The sequence below is a fragment of the Chlorogloeopsis fritschii PCC 6912 genome (genome assembly GCF_000317285.1).
In the GTDB taxonomy this organism is placed as follows: domain Bacteria; phylum Cyanobacteriota; class Cyanobacteriia; order Cyanobacteriales; family Nostocaceae; genus Chlorogloeopsis; species Chlorogloeopsis fritschii.
In genome coordinates, this window is the sequence record NZ_AJLN01000050.1 from 15,856 (window position 1) to 30,007 (window position 14,152).

The following is a 14,152-nucleotide window of genomic DNA, read 5'->3' on the forward strand; positions in this document are numbered from 1 at the left end:
CTAAGTGTGCAGTGGCTTTATCATCTCACATTCAAAATCCGAATGCTTGTCCCACTGACTCGCGAAAAATTTAATCAACTTGTCCCCTTAATTGCCACCGGGCCACAGTATAAGTATTACTGGGGAAAATTTCCAGATTTTTTACAGCGGCTGTTAATTTCTGTAGTTGCAGCAGCCATCGTTCTAGTGATTAAAGTCATTTTTCGGCTTGATTTTGGCCCCATAGTATTTTTACTAGGATTAATCGGTGCTCTTTATTGGTTGTGGGGGCCAGTTTTTTGGGCTAGTATGCAAAATGCCAAATGCCGCCGTTACAAATACAGTGGCTTTTTCCGCGGGCGAGTTTTGGATTGGTGGATCACTGATGAATTAGTTGGCAAACAAGAAACCGTTGATAGTAAAGGCGATTTGGTAATCGTAGAAAATCGAGAAAAACGGATTAACTTGGAAGTGGGCGATGACACGGGATTTACAGCCCAAATCAAAGTACCGCTACGGGTTGAACATAAGGCGATCGCTCGCGGGCAAGTAGCAGAAATGGTGGTGATGTCAAATCGTCCAGATTTGAGCAGAATCGAACAAATCAGCGATATTTACATTCCTAGACGCGAGTTGTGGGTGAGCGATTATCCTTATCTACGTCGAGATTACTTTCCTGAAGTTAGTCGCCGCTTGCGCGATCACGAACAGCAAAGACGCAATAGGCAACCTCGCCCAGAAATAGATACTAGGGGAAGCAGAAGAAGCAAAGAAATTAGGGAAAATCGGAGGAGATGGGAAGAAGAGGAAATAGATAACTACTAACTTTTAACTTCGCTGACTATTCCCTGCTTGCCCATAAGCTTGCCACGCTAAATCTACTAACCCATCGATAATTGCAACAGCCACCACAGCACTACCTTTGCGGCTATCAATTGTAATATTTGGCACTAGAGAGTCTCGCAAGCGTTCTTTGGCAGCATCCCCATTGATAAAACCTGCTGGTGTAGCTATTACTAAAGCAGGCTTAATTTCTTCCGTTTCAATTAAATCAACTAATGTTGTCAAAGCAGTTTGTGCTTGCCCTACCACAAATATGCCCTCTGGGTAGCGCTTGGCTAAAGTTTCTATTCCCCAAGCTACACGGGTTTTTTCTTTCTGAGGGCGAGTAGGGGTGTCTGTGCCACAGTATATGGGATTAGCGAAGGTATTTTGAATATCATAGCTAATTCCCACTTGTACCATCGGTAAATCTACGATGATAGTTGTACGCGCAGCCAGAGCCGCAGCCCCCGCTTGCAAGGCATTCTCAGAAAAGCGAATCAAAGATTTATACTCAAAATCTCCTGTAGCATAAATGATCCGTCGCACAATTTCGTACTCGGCAGGAGAAAAGACATGATCGCCAAATTCATCGTCAATTATTGCCAAACTTTGAGCATCAGTTGCGTGCCATTCCATTGTTATTAAGCTGTCAGCTAACAGCTTTCAGCTTATCAGTAAAGATTGGGGATTGGGGATCAGTTATCAGTTATCAGTTACCAGTTATCAATTTTTTCACTGTTTACTGTCCCCTGTTCCCTGTCCCCTAATCCCTAAACTTACGTCTCCGAAGCTGATGAGCGACTAAAAACAGGAGATAAGTACGCAACTAAAGCACCGATTAGAAAACCGGAGATATTGCGAATCAGAGGTAGCCACTCAGAGGTGCGCGATACTACTGGGCCAATACCGAAGGCAATAAATAAGATTCCCCACAAAGGAGAGAAAATTAAAGCCCATTGCCAAGCCAAGATTTGTCCTTCGCGCCGGGGTTGAGCAGCAAACCCACAAATAACCCCACCAATAACTGAGGTAACTAAGGTAAGAATCCACTGCTCTCTGGGCAGCCCAGGAACTACACGGCAACCTCCCTGACGCAAACAAGTTTCAATCGACTCCAAAGACTGTAAAATAGCTTGGTCTTCACCTTGCTCGCGTACAAAGTATAAATTGCCAAAACGGGTCTGTAATTCTACCCAAAATGTACGAGGAAGCAACTTATAAACAGCATCACCCACGTTGAAGTTGAGAATATTACCACCACTAGCATCGGCAACTAACAGAACGCTTTTGTCATCTAACCCCCAAAAATCTTTCACTGCTCTACCGGGTGTGCGATCGTACTGAGTCAAAACTCTTAGTTTCCAGCCAGTTTCAGCTTCAAATCGCTCTAGTTCTTGAGCAAGGTTTTCTTCTTGAACGATGGTAAGAGATTTGGCTAAATCTATGACAGGGGTTGGAATATCGGGTAATAAATCCGGGTTGTCGTAGGCGTAAGCGCGGGGAGAATGGGTTGCCCAAATTGACCCTGTCAGAAGAAACACCGCGCAAAATACCAGAATCCGTCGCCAAAAACAATGCTGCATGGGCTTTTCTATACAAATCTTCACAATGGACTTGAATTAGTTATTTTTAAAGATTAGGTGAAAAGTGATAATTCTTTACACTTTTTAACTTTACTCTAATTTATTTTATATGACAAAAGCGTTGCTTTCGCCTCCTGATGCTTGAATTGTAAGGGGCGACTCGGTATTTATCTGTATTCAGCTTTTCTAATTTCTATTCTTTGTCCAGCCAATCTTCCGTATTATTGCTGTCCCAGCTATTGGCGTCATCATAGACATCTTGATTCCGATAGGATTTGTACTGCCCGATCGCTTTTTGTGATCGCGGCGACAGCACACTTTTTTGGTTTACCGACAAGCGATCGCTGCTTCTGCGAGAAGATTTTGGGCGCGTAAAGGTTTTCCATGCCGCTTTGAAACCAACAAACAAGCTACGTGTACCAACTTGAAGATTTTGAGCCTGCTGTTTAGCGCTGTTGAAACTTTGATCGACTTGTTTGACTACACCAGAAGCACTTTTAACACCTTCACTGACGTCATCAGTTAAATCGGTGATTTCCAAGCTAGTCATGCGGATAGCATCTAGTGTTGGTGGCAGTTCCCGTGAAAGAGTATCAAAAAACTTTTCCGCACTACGAGCGGCACGCGCCACCTCTTGCAAAGCTGGTATCGCCGCCACCAAAACCGCAGTCAAACTGGTGGCGACTAGGAGTATAGATAGTCCCAGCCAAAAAAGAGGTTCACTCACAGTTACGTCGTTGATTAGCTATCTCTGTGCTGGGCAAGGGGATCTGAGTTAGCTTCTGAGGGAGCATCTTTTCGCTTGATTGCTTGGTTTTCCCGTTGACTGGCATCAATCCCAGCAGCGATCGCTTCCCGGAGCCGCTCTAAAGTTTCATCCCAATTTCGCAATGCATTTGCAGATAGACGATCTGCCTGAATTTGGACACTTGTTGATAAATCTTCTGCCAATTCTGGCAGGGCATTGGCAGATTTTTTTAGTAGTTGACGTGTTTCGCGCCCTGCACGTGGAGCCACGAGCAACCCAGTCAAAGCACCGATGGTAGCTCCTAGCATCAAACCGCCAAAAAATACTCCAGAACGGTTGTTAGACATTTTGCTGTTTTTCTCCTTACACCCATTTTATGCAGGTTTTCACGCCTTGCAAGCTCCAAAGGTAGAAATCATCCCAACTTACAGACAATATATCAGCCATAAAGGTTGCCTTGACGGTGCTATTGTTATGGACTTAACACAATTTTGATCGGGGATAGTGGTTAACAAGTTAAAGATTAACTCCTACCTACTAACTACTGTACGGGCGGGTTTAGAAGATAAATTATCAGTTTTAACCCAAAGATCATTAGCAAAACCCGCCCCTACCCTACTAACCACTAACTCCTACCTACCAACCTTTTCGCAAATATCTACGCCAAATTCGCTGCCCAAAAACTAGTAGACTAATAATCTGTCGCAATTGTTGGAGTTGTATTTCTAGCACTTGGTTGGTTTGTCGCAAGTTTTGAATTTTGTGCTGGCTAATATAAATAGCTTCCGGCGCATTACGCAATACAGCATGAGAGCAGCGTTCAGCGAGAATGAACCAATTAGTGATCCTAGTCCATCGTAGTCTTAGTTGCCATACTCGCCAAGCCACATAAAGTAGAGTCAACGAGATAAGCACATTAATTACAACTACAGTTTGTACCATTACTTTCCTTTAGCAGCACCAAAATTGAGAAATTTTTGCGGAACTTAACTAGGCTCTGACTTCATGATAGCGGGAGAGAATTTTGTCTAGCTAAGTTTGTGCCACAAATATTGAAAGTTATAGTCAATACCAAGAAAGCTAAAGCTGTACTGGATTTTTTAGGCATGGATACCTTAGATAAATATCGTCATTAACGATAAAATTTGGATTCAAAGGGACGGAATAGAAGACGGTATTGCCAACGAATTAGTCAAAGCCGGAATTCCTAAAAGTCAAATCGTTCTGGCTTTCCAACCGGTAGATGTGAGAAAGCATACAGCATTTGCGGTAACTTAATTACCTCTGTGTTTCTTTACTAGCACCTGGAGAGTCTGCAAATCGTACTTCCAAACTTTGCCAGAGGTAAACAACTGATATCCCGCAGCAAACAAAGCAGATGCTACCAAAACAGACAAAAGATTTATTGAGGCAAATATACCACCAGTAAAAGCAATAACTGCTATTCCTCCCAATATCAACAACCATCCTATAATGCGGTTGACACGACCCACTACCAGAACTGCAACTCCAGCAATACTCAGCAACACACCTGGTAGACGTACAAAAAAACCAACTTGAGTACTAGCAGCCAAAATCAAGATGGCGGCAACTATTAGGGATGCGCCTAAAATTTTGCTTGTTCGATCCACGCGATGTTGGTTTTGGTTATCAATTTGTTGAGTTTGAATCACTGTGGGATTGGAGATGGAGCCAATATTTGTTTGATCTTGTTGTTTGTGTCGAAAGATAAAAGTTACTTTGCTGTTTTGTCCCAGGTCAATTTTATCTCCTGGCTTCAGAGAATAGTGAGTGCTTGGCTCTAATCTGATGTCGTTGAGATATGTGCCATTAGAACTGCCTAAATCTTCTATATAAAAGCTACTTTCTTGTACCTGGATTTGTGCGTGTATGCGAGAAACTATATTCGCATCTGGTAAACCGGAAACATCTATATCAGGGTTAATTGTTTCATTTGGCTTACCTATACGCATGACAGGTAAACTTGGCCGTATTTCAAAAGACGTATTAGTTTGAACATGAAAAAGCTCTAAACCCAGCCCTGTTGTTTGTAATCTGCCTAAATTTTGCATGGCTTGTTTTCAGGGAGATTTTTTTCATTTATCCAGATTCTACAATCTAGAGGTAAAAAGTTTTCCGTTGATAATTAGAAATTTTTTATTTCAACTCTAGTAATAATTGTATCTACCAATTACCAATTATTAATGTGTGAGTATATTATCAAAGTTAATTAATAAAAAGACCCGGTAGTTAGCCGGGAGATTTGCACAAGAACGTATGGTGTTTCTACAATAATCTTCTGTTATTTCAAATATTTGCCAGAATGCCAAAATCAAGCTTATACCTTGCTAATAAAAACCCCGGCGGTTGCCAGGGCAATGCTCTACGAACCAGCTTGTAACTGATTCCCTTCATCTTAAAAGTCACAACTTAAAAAGCGTGCCAAAATGCCCAACAATCAACTTTCCACAGGATTCTGTTAAAAAAGTAATTGAACGAACAAAGTCAGAGGAGTTCTAAGAGCAGAGGAGAATTGGGACAAGGGGAATCGTGATTCGCGATCCTTCTACTTGTCCCCGTGTCCTCCCTTTCATTCTCGCCTACTTGAACTTTTCGAGAGATAATCCCTAAGAGGCGTTATCTTAAAAACTAATGGCAGACGTAATCAAATATTTACACCGTCTGCTGAGTTCAGTAAAAACTTACAAAGAAATAAAAGTTCAAGGTTTTTGTTGATGAAAGGCAGAAAGTTGCAATTTTTACCCAAAAATGTTCTTAACTGGCGACGCATTTTGTCTGGATGCTTGCTACTTGCGTGCCTGTTCATCCTTGGCATGACACCAGCGTTTGCTGGTCTTAAAGATGACAAATATGATGGGAATATCTTCGTAGTTTATGCTGGTAACGGTTCATTGGTACCCTCTAAAGCTACACTGGCAACAGCATTAAAAGAGCATAAACCCGCACTATTAGTTTTTTATGTAGATGACAGCAGTGATTGCAAAGAATATGCGATCGTTGTTTCTAAACTCCAGGCGTTTTATGGTGGAGTAGCAGAGATTATTCCCATCAATGTGGATACAATCGTACCCAAACAAAGTTATAAGCCAACTGAACCTGGTTATTACTACTCAGGCAGTGTGCCACAGGTAGTGGTGTTTAATCAATCAGGACAGGTAGTCTTGAATGGTAAGGGTCAAGTGCCGTTTGAACAAGTAGACGATAAATTTAGAGAAGTGTTTGATTTATTACCTCGTACCGAATCAGTAGAATTAAGACGTCGTTCCTTCAATGAATTAAATAGTGAGCTAACTCAGTAATTTTTGGGGCAGGCACATTTTGTCTGCCTTGGATTTTGGTTGAATTTGATACTAATTTTTTAAGAAACTTAATGGAGAATATCTAAACAAGCTCAGGAGGTTAAACAACGTAATACTGTTTTACTTTAAGGTTGTTACCTGCATGGCAAGCAGGGGAGACAAGGAGACAAGAAGCAGGGGAGTATTGAAGAAGAATACAGAAATCCTAGCTTCTGGTTTCTGGCTTCTGTAGACGCGGTAGACGCAAAGCAGCTACTTGCAGAAGTCGCTACTCTACGAGAACGTTTCGTGAACGCGCCTACCGTAGGTACGGCTTACATCGGTAGCGGATAGAAGTAGGTACGGCTTCCCGCAGGGTATTCTATTTAGATAAACCACTACGGGCGAGTTTAGAAGATAAGTTATCTGTTTAAACCCAAAGCTCATCGGCAAAACCCGCCCCTACCAATAACTAATGACCAATGACTAATTAGAGTGTGTTCTGATGTCAAAGGTTTATACTACAGAGGAGCTAATCAAAATTTTGGCTGTTGAGCGCCAGGCGTGCTTGAAAGGCGATCGCTTGAAGTTAGAGATCAAAGTCTCTGGTAATCCTGTAATTGACCAATTTATTAGAACCGATGGGCTGCAAAAATTTACTGCCTATCAAGATTTTAAAGCCGCTATTCATGATTATCAAAGGAAATATCAAGTTTCTGGTATCGTCTGGCGTGAGGTGACGGTGAAGGGTAAAACTCTACGCTACCCAGAAGTAGATTCTCAGTTAATTGCTTTATCTAATGATTTAGATATACTCAAGGCTGCCAAAAACTCTATTTTAGAATTTTGGGATGCAGTCACTGTGGAGATGGACTTGTATTTAAGTGTTAATCATGGCAAACAATATCAACAAATTCTAAAAGTTGATGTTGATAGAATTGCTCAAAGAACAGAATGGGCTAATTTGTGTTCTTTTGAAAAATCTCACTTTTTGGAAATAGTTTTACAAATGGGATGGGGGCAACCAGAAGAAGCTTGTTATAAAAGAGGGTTTCCAGCATCTGGCAGTGAGTTTATTCATGCAGTCAATCCTGGTAATTCTCCAATTGGATAATGAAATTCTGGTTTGCTGCTCCCTTGCTTAAAGGCTTGCATATTTATAGCCGCCTAAAAGCGAGATGGTATTACAGGGAGAGTAGGAGAAGAAAAGTTTTCTCTCACCTCCTCTGTTTTCCTATCTCTAAGATTCCCTGCTCTGATTGAAAATAAATTTTGGATGTTAAACAGAGATTATCCCCGATTTTTTATCAACATTACTTGTACAGCTTGTGTGGCAATATCAGTGGTGACGCCTAGAGCTTGATACAAATCGTTCAAAAATTCCTGCTCTTCTTGAGTTACGATTCCATCTGCTAATACCAAATCCGCAGTTATTACAAAGGCTGCTTCCCGCAGTTCATGAGGCAAAGACTCTTTGGCAGTATTGAACAAAGCATTAATACCCTCACGCCTCAAAATTACGAGGAGTTTGTCAAGCATTCCGCTCATCATCTCGTTGGAGTAACTTCTGAATAGCTTCAACCGAGATAGTGTAGATAAGATAGCACGTGCCTCCTCTTGGGAAGGATAACCATCTGAGGCAGTCGCAGCCAGGGTAATAGCAGTAAAAGCTTCTTCTGGACTGAGTCCGTTTTCAAGTAAGCTTTGTATGCCAGACATCTTGTCGAGTGAATCCATTGTAGTTTGCTCCGTTAGTAACGTCTCCATAGCGGTAAAACTACTGATATCTTCCTGACATCCTGGTAAATAATACAACGCTTTGAGACTTTCAGTATCTAGTGTTCCCAGGTTTGTCACCTAGCAAACAAGAGCACTCAATGGTTTCCGACAATAAGTTAAATTTTTAGCCTTTAGTTAACGAAACTGCTTGGGAGAAGTTTGACGAACGCCTGTTTTTTCCATTGTTTCGATAACTGCCAAACCGATACCGGAAGCTGCAATTAGCATGACTGCTGAGATTAAAAAGGCGTTGACAAGCATCCGGAGGGCATCGTCGAAGAAAATGTAGGTAGTCATAGCTTGCTCTTTTGAACTCGATGTTACTAGTACTATTTCTTTCTCCACACCCTAATAGTCGTTTTTCGCTCTTTAAAGTACTAGCATATGCATCTTAACAAAACTTTAGGTCTTTAGCGATAAGGCAAGAACTTTTTCTTTTGAAAGATTCAACAAGCTTTTGCCAATATTTGGTGAAGTTCTACATAATAGTTAGAGATATGGTAAGAAATAAGCACCTGGAAATTACTTAGGTAGCATTTGTACTTATTGGTAAATTAAGGCATATGTAGTTAGTTGGACAAGGTGATGTAATTTTGACAATATTGGTATTTACCTCTTAGCCTTATCAGCTATCTAGAATGATTACAACAAAAGAAAAATCATTATATGGATTGGGAGAACCTTTGGAAGCTGTATTGTGTACTTTAGTTATTCATAAGACATTTATAAAAATGAATCACGAATAAAATATTTTGCTCTTAAGATAATTATAATATATTGCTTTTATCTAAATATTGAAAAAAACATTACAATCCTAATAGGAATATACTGAAATTTAAGTCTTCAACAAAAAACTCTCAGCTAACGCAGTCAGAGGAGAAGATTTGAGCTGTTGTCTGACCTACACATTTCTTCACAACATCTACGACTTTAGCTGTTGTCAATTTACCCTTCGTTGGTTAAACTAAACACCGTTCAATTGTCGCTACAACCGATCGCGAAAGTGCTTCTAAATCGTAGCCACCTTCTAATCCAAACAAAATTTTTCGAGTTACTCCTAAACAATAGTCGGTAAATAAACCGTAATCTTGGGGTTGCAAATTAATCATTGCTAGTGGATCAGCAGCATTGGCATCGTAACCAGCACTAACAATCAACAAATCCGGCTGAAAGTCTGCTAAAAACGGTACTACCTTTTTTTCAAACACTGGCTGGTAAATGCCAATATCGCTGCCGGGGGGCATGGGCAAATTTAAGATGTTATTATGAAAACCTCTTTCGGAAATTTTGCCAGTACCGGGATAGCAGGGATACTGATGCAATGAGCAATAAGCTATTTGGGAATTAGTTTCTACAATTGCTTGGGTGCCATTACCGTGATGCACATCCCAATCTAAAATAGCGACTCGGTTAATGCCTGGTTGTGTTAAGGCACCTAAAGCAGCGATCGCCGCATTAGCAAACAAGCAAAACCCCATCCCATAATCTTTTTCGGCATGGTGCCCAGGTGGGCGCGCCATTACAAAAGCTGGATTGCCAGTTTCTAGTACTGCATCAACTCCATCCAACCAGGCACTCACTGCCAACAATGCTACATCATAGCTGCGGGGAGAAACGGCAGTGTCTGTATCCAAAAAACCACCACCACTAGAGGCGATTTCTTGAACTTTCTGAATGTAGTTCTCGGTATGTACCTCCAATAGCAAAGGCATCAGCAGACGCTTGTCAACTGGTGTAGGCGATCGCCATTCAATTTGGGAAGCAAACTCCGCTGCTTTTAGGGCGGTAGTAATGGCACTCAAGCGCTCTGGCTTTTCTGGATGGAGGTATCCAGTCTTGTGTTCCAGAAATTCATCAGAATAGATGACTGGCAACATACATTAGTAGATGTCTTAATCTCGAAACTACATGAAGTCTAACTTGAAAATAGGGGCTAGGGGCTAGGGAAAAGAGATTTTTATTTCCCTCATTGTGTTATTTGTTACATAATTGCTTGTTTTGAAAATAAGACAGAGGGTAGAAGGAATAAAGTTTTTCATACCTTTACTTGTGTATTAAATTTTTATAGAAATAGTTTGATGAATCAATAATTTGATTTGTGTAGTTTTGTGTAGTATTGATTTTGAATGAAGAGTTCAACACTACAAAAATTTATACATTTTATTACCTATCAAACCTTTGCGTTTACACATAATTTATTTACACAATATTCATAAAATCTCAGTATCTCTTCGGAAGTGGGACGTTAAATTAAAAAAAGATTTAACGGAAAATACAGCAAACTGTCTGTATCTAAAGTAAGCACGTTTGTTAACCATTTACCATAAAACTGCTTTTATGTTAGGCAGATATCGGACATATGGTGTCCGTCGCTTATTAAAATTATTATTTTTGTTCATTTTTACATCCAGCTTATGTCTGGTAAATTTACTGTTACCGCTTGGGCAGGGAAGATACGAACTAGCTACAGCACAAGTAACACATAAAAGTCTTGTTTCTTCTCACTTTTTTGATGTGCCTGTGAATGCTAGCCAATTGCTACAGCAGGGTAATCAAAAATACGAGCGGGGAGATTTACAAGCTGCGATCGCGGATTGGGAGCGAGCGATCGCCTATTATCGGCAAGGCAATCACTGGTTGAATGTAGGACAAATACTGCTCAAACAAGCTCAAGCATATAATAGTTTGGGAAAACCAGAGAAGGCTATTATTTTTTCTGAAAGTGCTTTACAGATTGCCCGTGCTTGCAATGACAATTCTTTAGAAGCGGCGGCTTTAGGAAGTAGAGGAGAAGCTCATCGACTACAAGGCGATTATCAGCAAGCGATTATTGATTTAAAATCGAGTATCGAAATTGCTCAAAATATTCATAATTCTGACTATTATGATTTTGCTTTAAATCAATTAGGAAGTACTTATATTAGTCTAGCTCTAATTAATTATAATCGTGCCTCTTCGGCTTTAGAGTCAGGCGATAATGACGAAGCTGAACTTTTTACTAAACAAGCTTGGGAATACGATTTAAAAGCATTAGAATATTTAAATAATAGTTTGAATATTGCTCGTAAAAAGCAAGATAAACTTCGTGAAGTACATTTATTACTCAATTCTATTTTACCTGCGTATCGCGTTAAAAAATCAAACTTAGCTATAACTAAATTGCAGTTGGCTTTACAGCTACTAGAGCGTTTACCAAATTCCCGGCAGAAAGTATATGCCGCGATTGAATTAGCTCAACTTGTACAATCTCTTCCTTCTGGAACAACTTCATCTTTAAATGAATGTTCAGTATCTCAAGGAGAGCCACAAGCTTTAGATTTGCTTGCACAAGCAATTTCAATTTCTCAAAGTTCAAACTATCAGCGCCCTTTGTCTTTTGCTTTAGGTTATCTCGCTCATATTTATGAGTGTCGCCAGAATTACCAGCAAGCGCTCAATATAACTCGACAAGCACAACAAGCTGCAAAACAAAAATTGAACGCTCAAGATAGCTTGTATTTATGGCAGTGGCAAGCAGGAAGAATATTAAAAGCACAAAATCGGCTGGTTGAAGCGATCGCTGCCTATGAACAAGCTATTGCTACTTTTGACAATATCCCCAATCCGATAGTAATTCATAATTCAGACTTACAAATTAATCATAGATATGCCATAGAAAAAATCTATCGCGAGTTGATTGCACTGAAGCTAAATTTAGAAAATGTCGAAATAAATAAACCAGGTAATACTTACAATAGTAAAGAGAATCTTAACTCTGTACTCAAAACTCTTGATGCTCTAAAAATTAGAGAGCTACAAAACTATCTTCATCAAGATTCTAGTGTCAGAACGCTTCAGCAAGTAAATTTGGATCTCAATATTAATAAAGATACAGCCATATTTTGGTCAATCATCCAAGATGAGCGTACTGCAATTATCGTTTATCTGCCTAACAGGGAAATTAAATTTAAATGGATACAGCTTGATAGTCAAAGCCTGAAGGATGAAATCAATAAATTTCGGATTGGGCTGGAGAAACGTAGTGACATAATTTATCATCGAGGTCAAGCACAAAGGTTGTATGACTGGATTGTTCGTGCTTTTGAAAATGATTTAGAGTCATTGCGTATCAAAACACTGGTTTTTATTCCAGATGGGCTTTTCCATAGTGTGCCGATGGCGGCACTGCATGATGGCAAGCAGTTTTTAATCCAGAAGTATGCGATCGCAACTGCCTCTAGTCTCAGTCTGACACCTCCACTCCCAACCAATCCTAAAAAATTACGAGTGCTAGCTGTAGGGTTAACTAAAGATGCGATCGTTGACGATCAAAAATATCAAGCTTTGATTAACGTCAAAGCAGAAATCAATCAAGTGATGGAGATAATTCCAGACGGCAAGCAGTTGTTAGATGAAGATTTTACACGCGATCGCTTATATGCAGAAATCCGTCAAGGAGTTTATTCCATTATTCACATTGCAACTCACGGTGAATTTAGTTTCGTTCCAGAAGATACCTTCCTTGTCACAGGCAATAATGGCAAGCTCTCTGTCAGCGACTTATACACTATGGTTCACAACATACCTAGCAGTCATAATTCAGTAGATTTATTAGTGCTAACCGCTTGCGAGACAGCCAGGGGAGATAACCATGCTAACCTTGGTTTAGCTAGTATCGCAGTACTCGCTGGCGTCAAAAGCAGTTTAGCCTCTATATGGGCGGTAAATGATGCCGCAACCGTAAAATTAGTCACAAAATTTTACGAATATTGGCACAACTTTGGATTAAGTAAGGCAGAAGCTTTACAAAAAGCACAGCAAGAACTAATAGCCTTAGGAAAAAAATACGCCCATCCCTATTATTGGGCACCGTTTGTTCTCTCTGGTAATTGGCTCTAAAGGCTAATGCATATGTGAGCTTGCCTGGTGGCTATCCTTCCCTACTAAATATTCGCTTAAGGTAAATTTAGAGAAATGCCTTCTTTTGATGGTTCTTCTAAATTAGCAAGATCTTGTAGCAAACTTGCTGCAACTTTACCTAATTCTCTTTGATTGCTGACAGCTAGAGCTTCAGATAGAGCATCGTACCATATACCTGCTTCAGCATACAGAGTAGCTCTTTGCAAACTGTTTTGGCTGCGAGCTAGTAGATTTTTCAAATCTGGTGGTATTGGTACAATATCAAGTTCTGTTCTAGCAACTAAATTGTGTGATGGGCGGTTGCGGTTACACAAAACTTCTACTTGCCATAAATATCTTTGACCAACAGTTAAACCTGGTACGGTTTGTGGTAAAGATAATTTCATGATGCCAGGGGAACTCTGCATTTCCAACTTATAAGCTAAATTCAACTGCTCGTTGGTATCAATTTTATAAAGAGTAAATTCTATCGGCGTTTTTTCCCGGCTGGCTACCAACCAAGCAAAGGTTGGATGAGATGAAGTAGTTTGCCCAACATGGGTGATGGGAGCAAGTAATCTTAAAGAGGGAGCACCAGAAGCCTTGCATCTCCCCCTAGTTCCTGATGAATCTGTATAACCACTAGGCGATTTTTGATCGCGCGGTGGTTGATAGGCAGCTAGCACCGCCTGAGTTAACGAAAGCGTTATCGTCAAAGCACTAATTACTAAAATCCTGAGATTAAAAGATTTGTGCAAGAGCCACTTTCTGCGAATCATCATCTTTCCCCTCTGGCATTGCACTAGAAAGTTATCAATAAAAGGTTATAAATTTACCCTCTTTGATTACTCTAGTCAAACCAAAAATTTGGTTCTTCTACTGCAAGTCTGATGTAATTTACGTTTTGGATGTGTACAGGCAAGAATTATTATTCTTTAATTCCTTAGATTTGAAATGATTAATAAAATTCTCGCCTCTGGTAACAAGCACACACAGCGCTCTGGCAAAAGTAATTATAGAGGGTTAAAGGACTATTTACCATAATTATATTACTAGAAATA

15 protein-coding genes are annotated in these 14,152 nt (G+C 40.1%); 5 read left to right on the plus strand and 10 right to left on the minus strand.

Features of this window, described 5'->3' with window-relative positions:
• The first annotated feature begins 42 nt into the window (after positions 1-42).
• On the plus strand, positions 43-804 hold the full coding sequence (locus UYC_RS0106760) for a monovalent cation/H(+) antiporter subunit G (RefSeq protein ID WP_016873920.1): 762 nt from the start codon (positions 43-45) through the stop codon (positions 802-804).
• A 3-nt stretch (positions 805-807) separates the two neighbouring features.
• Here the strand turns inward: UYC_RS0106760 and UYC_RS0106765 are convergent, their stop codons facing one another.
• The 5 genes from UYC_RS0106765 to UYC_RS0106785 form a co-directional block, all read right to left on the minus strand.
• A complete protein-coding gene (locus tag UYC_RS0106765; RefSeq protein WP_016873919.1) occupies positions 808-1,440 on the minus strand; it encodes a precorrin-8X methylmutase in 633 nt (210 codons plus the stop codon).
• A gap of 140 nt (positions 1,441-1,580) precedes the next feature.
• Entirely contained in the window at positions 1,581-2,387 is an 807-nt protein-coding gene (locus UYC_RS0106770; RefSeq protein WP_016873918.1) for a TPM domain-containing protein, read from the minus strand.
• 193 nt (positions 2,388-2,580) lie between these two features.
• Positions 2,581-3,114, minus strand: a complete 534-nt coding sequence (locus UYC_RS0106775; protein ID WP_016873917.1) for a DUF948 domain-containing protein — start codon at positions 3,112-3,114, stop codon at positions 2,581-2,583.
• 14 nt (positions 3,115-3,128) lie between these two features.
• Positions 3,129-3,482 (minus strand): YtxH domain-containing protein, encoded by a 354-nt coding sequence (locus UYC_RS0106780; protein ID WP_016873916.1) that lies wholly within the window; start codon positions 3,480-3,482, stop codon positions 3,129-3,131.
• 289 nt (positions 3,483-3,771) lie between these two features.
• The gene (locus UYC_RS0106785) at positions 3,772-4,077 is read right to left on the minus strand and encodes a hypothetical protein (RefSeq protein WP_016873915.1); all 306 of its coding nucleotides are present in this window, start codon (positions 4,075-4,077) and stop codon (positions 3,772-3,774) included.
• 189 nt (positions 4,078-4,266) lie between these two features.
• Here UYC_RS0106785 and UYC_RS36420 point away from each other — a divergent pair, with 189 nt between their 5' ends.
• A complete protein-coding gene (locus tag UYC_RS36420; RefSeq protein WP_321164240.1) occupies positions 4,267-4,413 on the plus strand; it encodes an element excision factor XisI family protein in 147 nt (48 codons plus the stop codon).
• Here UYC_RS36420 and UYC_RS0106790 read toward each other — a convergent pair.
• Complete coding sequence (locus UYC_RS0106790; protein WP_016873914.1) at positions 4,410-5,207, minus strand: FHA domain-containing protein; 798 nt, start codon at positions 5,205-5,207, stop codon at positions 4,410-4,412. The genes UYC_RS36420 and UYC_RS0106790 overlap by 4 nt on opposite strands.
• A 663-nt stretch (positions 5,208-5,870) precedes the next feature.
• Here UYC_RS0106790 and UYC_RS0106795 point away from each other — a divergent pair.
• On the plus strand, positions 5,871-6,455 hold the full coding sequence (locus tag UYC_RS0106795; protein ID WP_016873913.1) for a thylakoid membrane photosystem I accumulation factor: 585 nt from the start codon (positions 5,871-5,873) through the stop codon (positions 6,453-6,455).
• 484 nt (positions 6,456-6,939) lie between these two features.
• Positions 6,940-7,548, plus strand: coding sequence for a hypothetical protein (locus tag UYC_RS0106800; RefSeq protein ID WP_016873912.1), 609 nt, complete (start codon positions 6,940-6,942; stop codon positions 7,546-7,548).
• A 176-nt stretch (positions 7,549-7,724) separates the two neighbouring features.
• Here UYC_RS0106800 and UYC_RS0106805 read toward each other — a convergent pair whose 3' ends face one another.
• The 3 genes from UYC_RS0106805 to UYC_RS0106815 form a co-directional block, all read right to left on the minus strand.
• Positions 7,725-8,171 carry a tellurite resistance TerB family protein gene (locus UYC_RS0106805; protein ID WP_016873911.1) on the minus strand — a complete coding sequence of 149 codons (447 nt, stop codon included), beginning with the start codon at positions 8,169-8,171 and terminating at the stop codon, positions 7,725-7,727.
• Between the two features lie 177 nt (positions 8,172-8,348).
• Positions 8,349-8,510: a hypothetical protein gene (locus tag UYC_RS38820; RefSeq protein WP_016879314.1), complete on the minus strand. Its 162-nt coding sequence runs from the start codon at positions 8,508-8,510 to the stop codon at positions 8,349-8,351.
• A gap of 662 nt (positions 8,511-9,172) precedes the next feature.
• On the minus strand, positions 9,173-10,090 hold the full coding sequence (locus UYC_RS0106815; RefSeq protein ID WP_016873909.1) for a histone deacetylase family protein: 918 nt from the start codon (positions 10,088-10,090) through the stop codon (positions 9,173-9,175).
• Positions 10,091-10,550: 460 nt separating this feature from the next.
• On the opposite strand from UYC_RS0106815, the gene UYC_RS0106820 reads away from it, so the two are divergent.
• On the plus strand, positions 10,551-13,091 hold the full coding sequence (locus UYC_RS0106820) for a CHAT domain-containing protein (RefSeq protein ID WP_016873908.1): 2,541 nt from the start codon (positions 10,551-10,553) through the stop codon (positions 13,089-13,091).
• Positions 13,092-13,147: 56 nt separating this feature from the next.
• Here the strand turns inward: UYC_RS0106820 and UYC_RS0106825 are convergent, their stop codons facing one another.
• Entirely contained in the window at positions 13,148-13,873 is a 726-nt protein-coding gene (locus tag UYC_RS0106825) for a DUF928 domain-containing protein (RefSeq protein ID WP_235082914.1), read from the minus strand.
• Between the last annotated feature and the right edge of the window lie 279 nt (positions 13,874-14,152).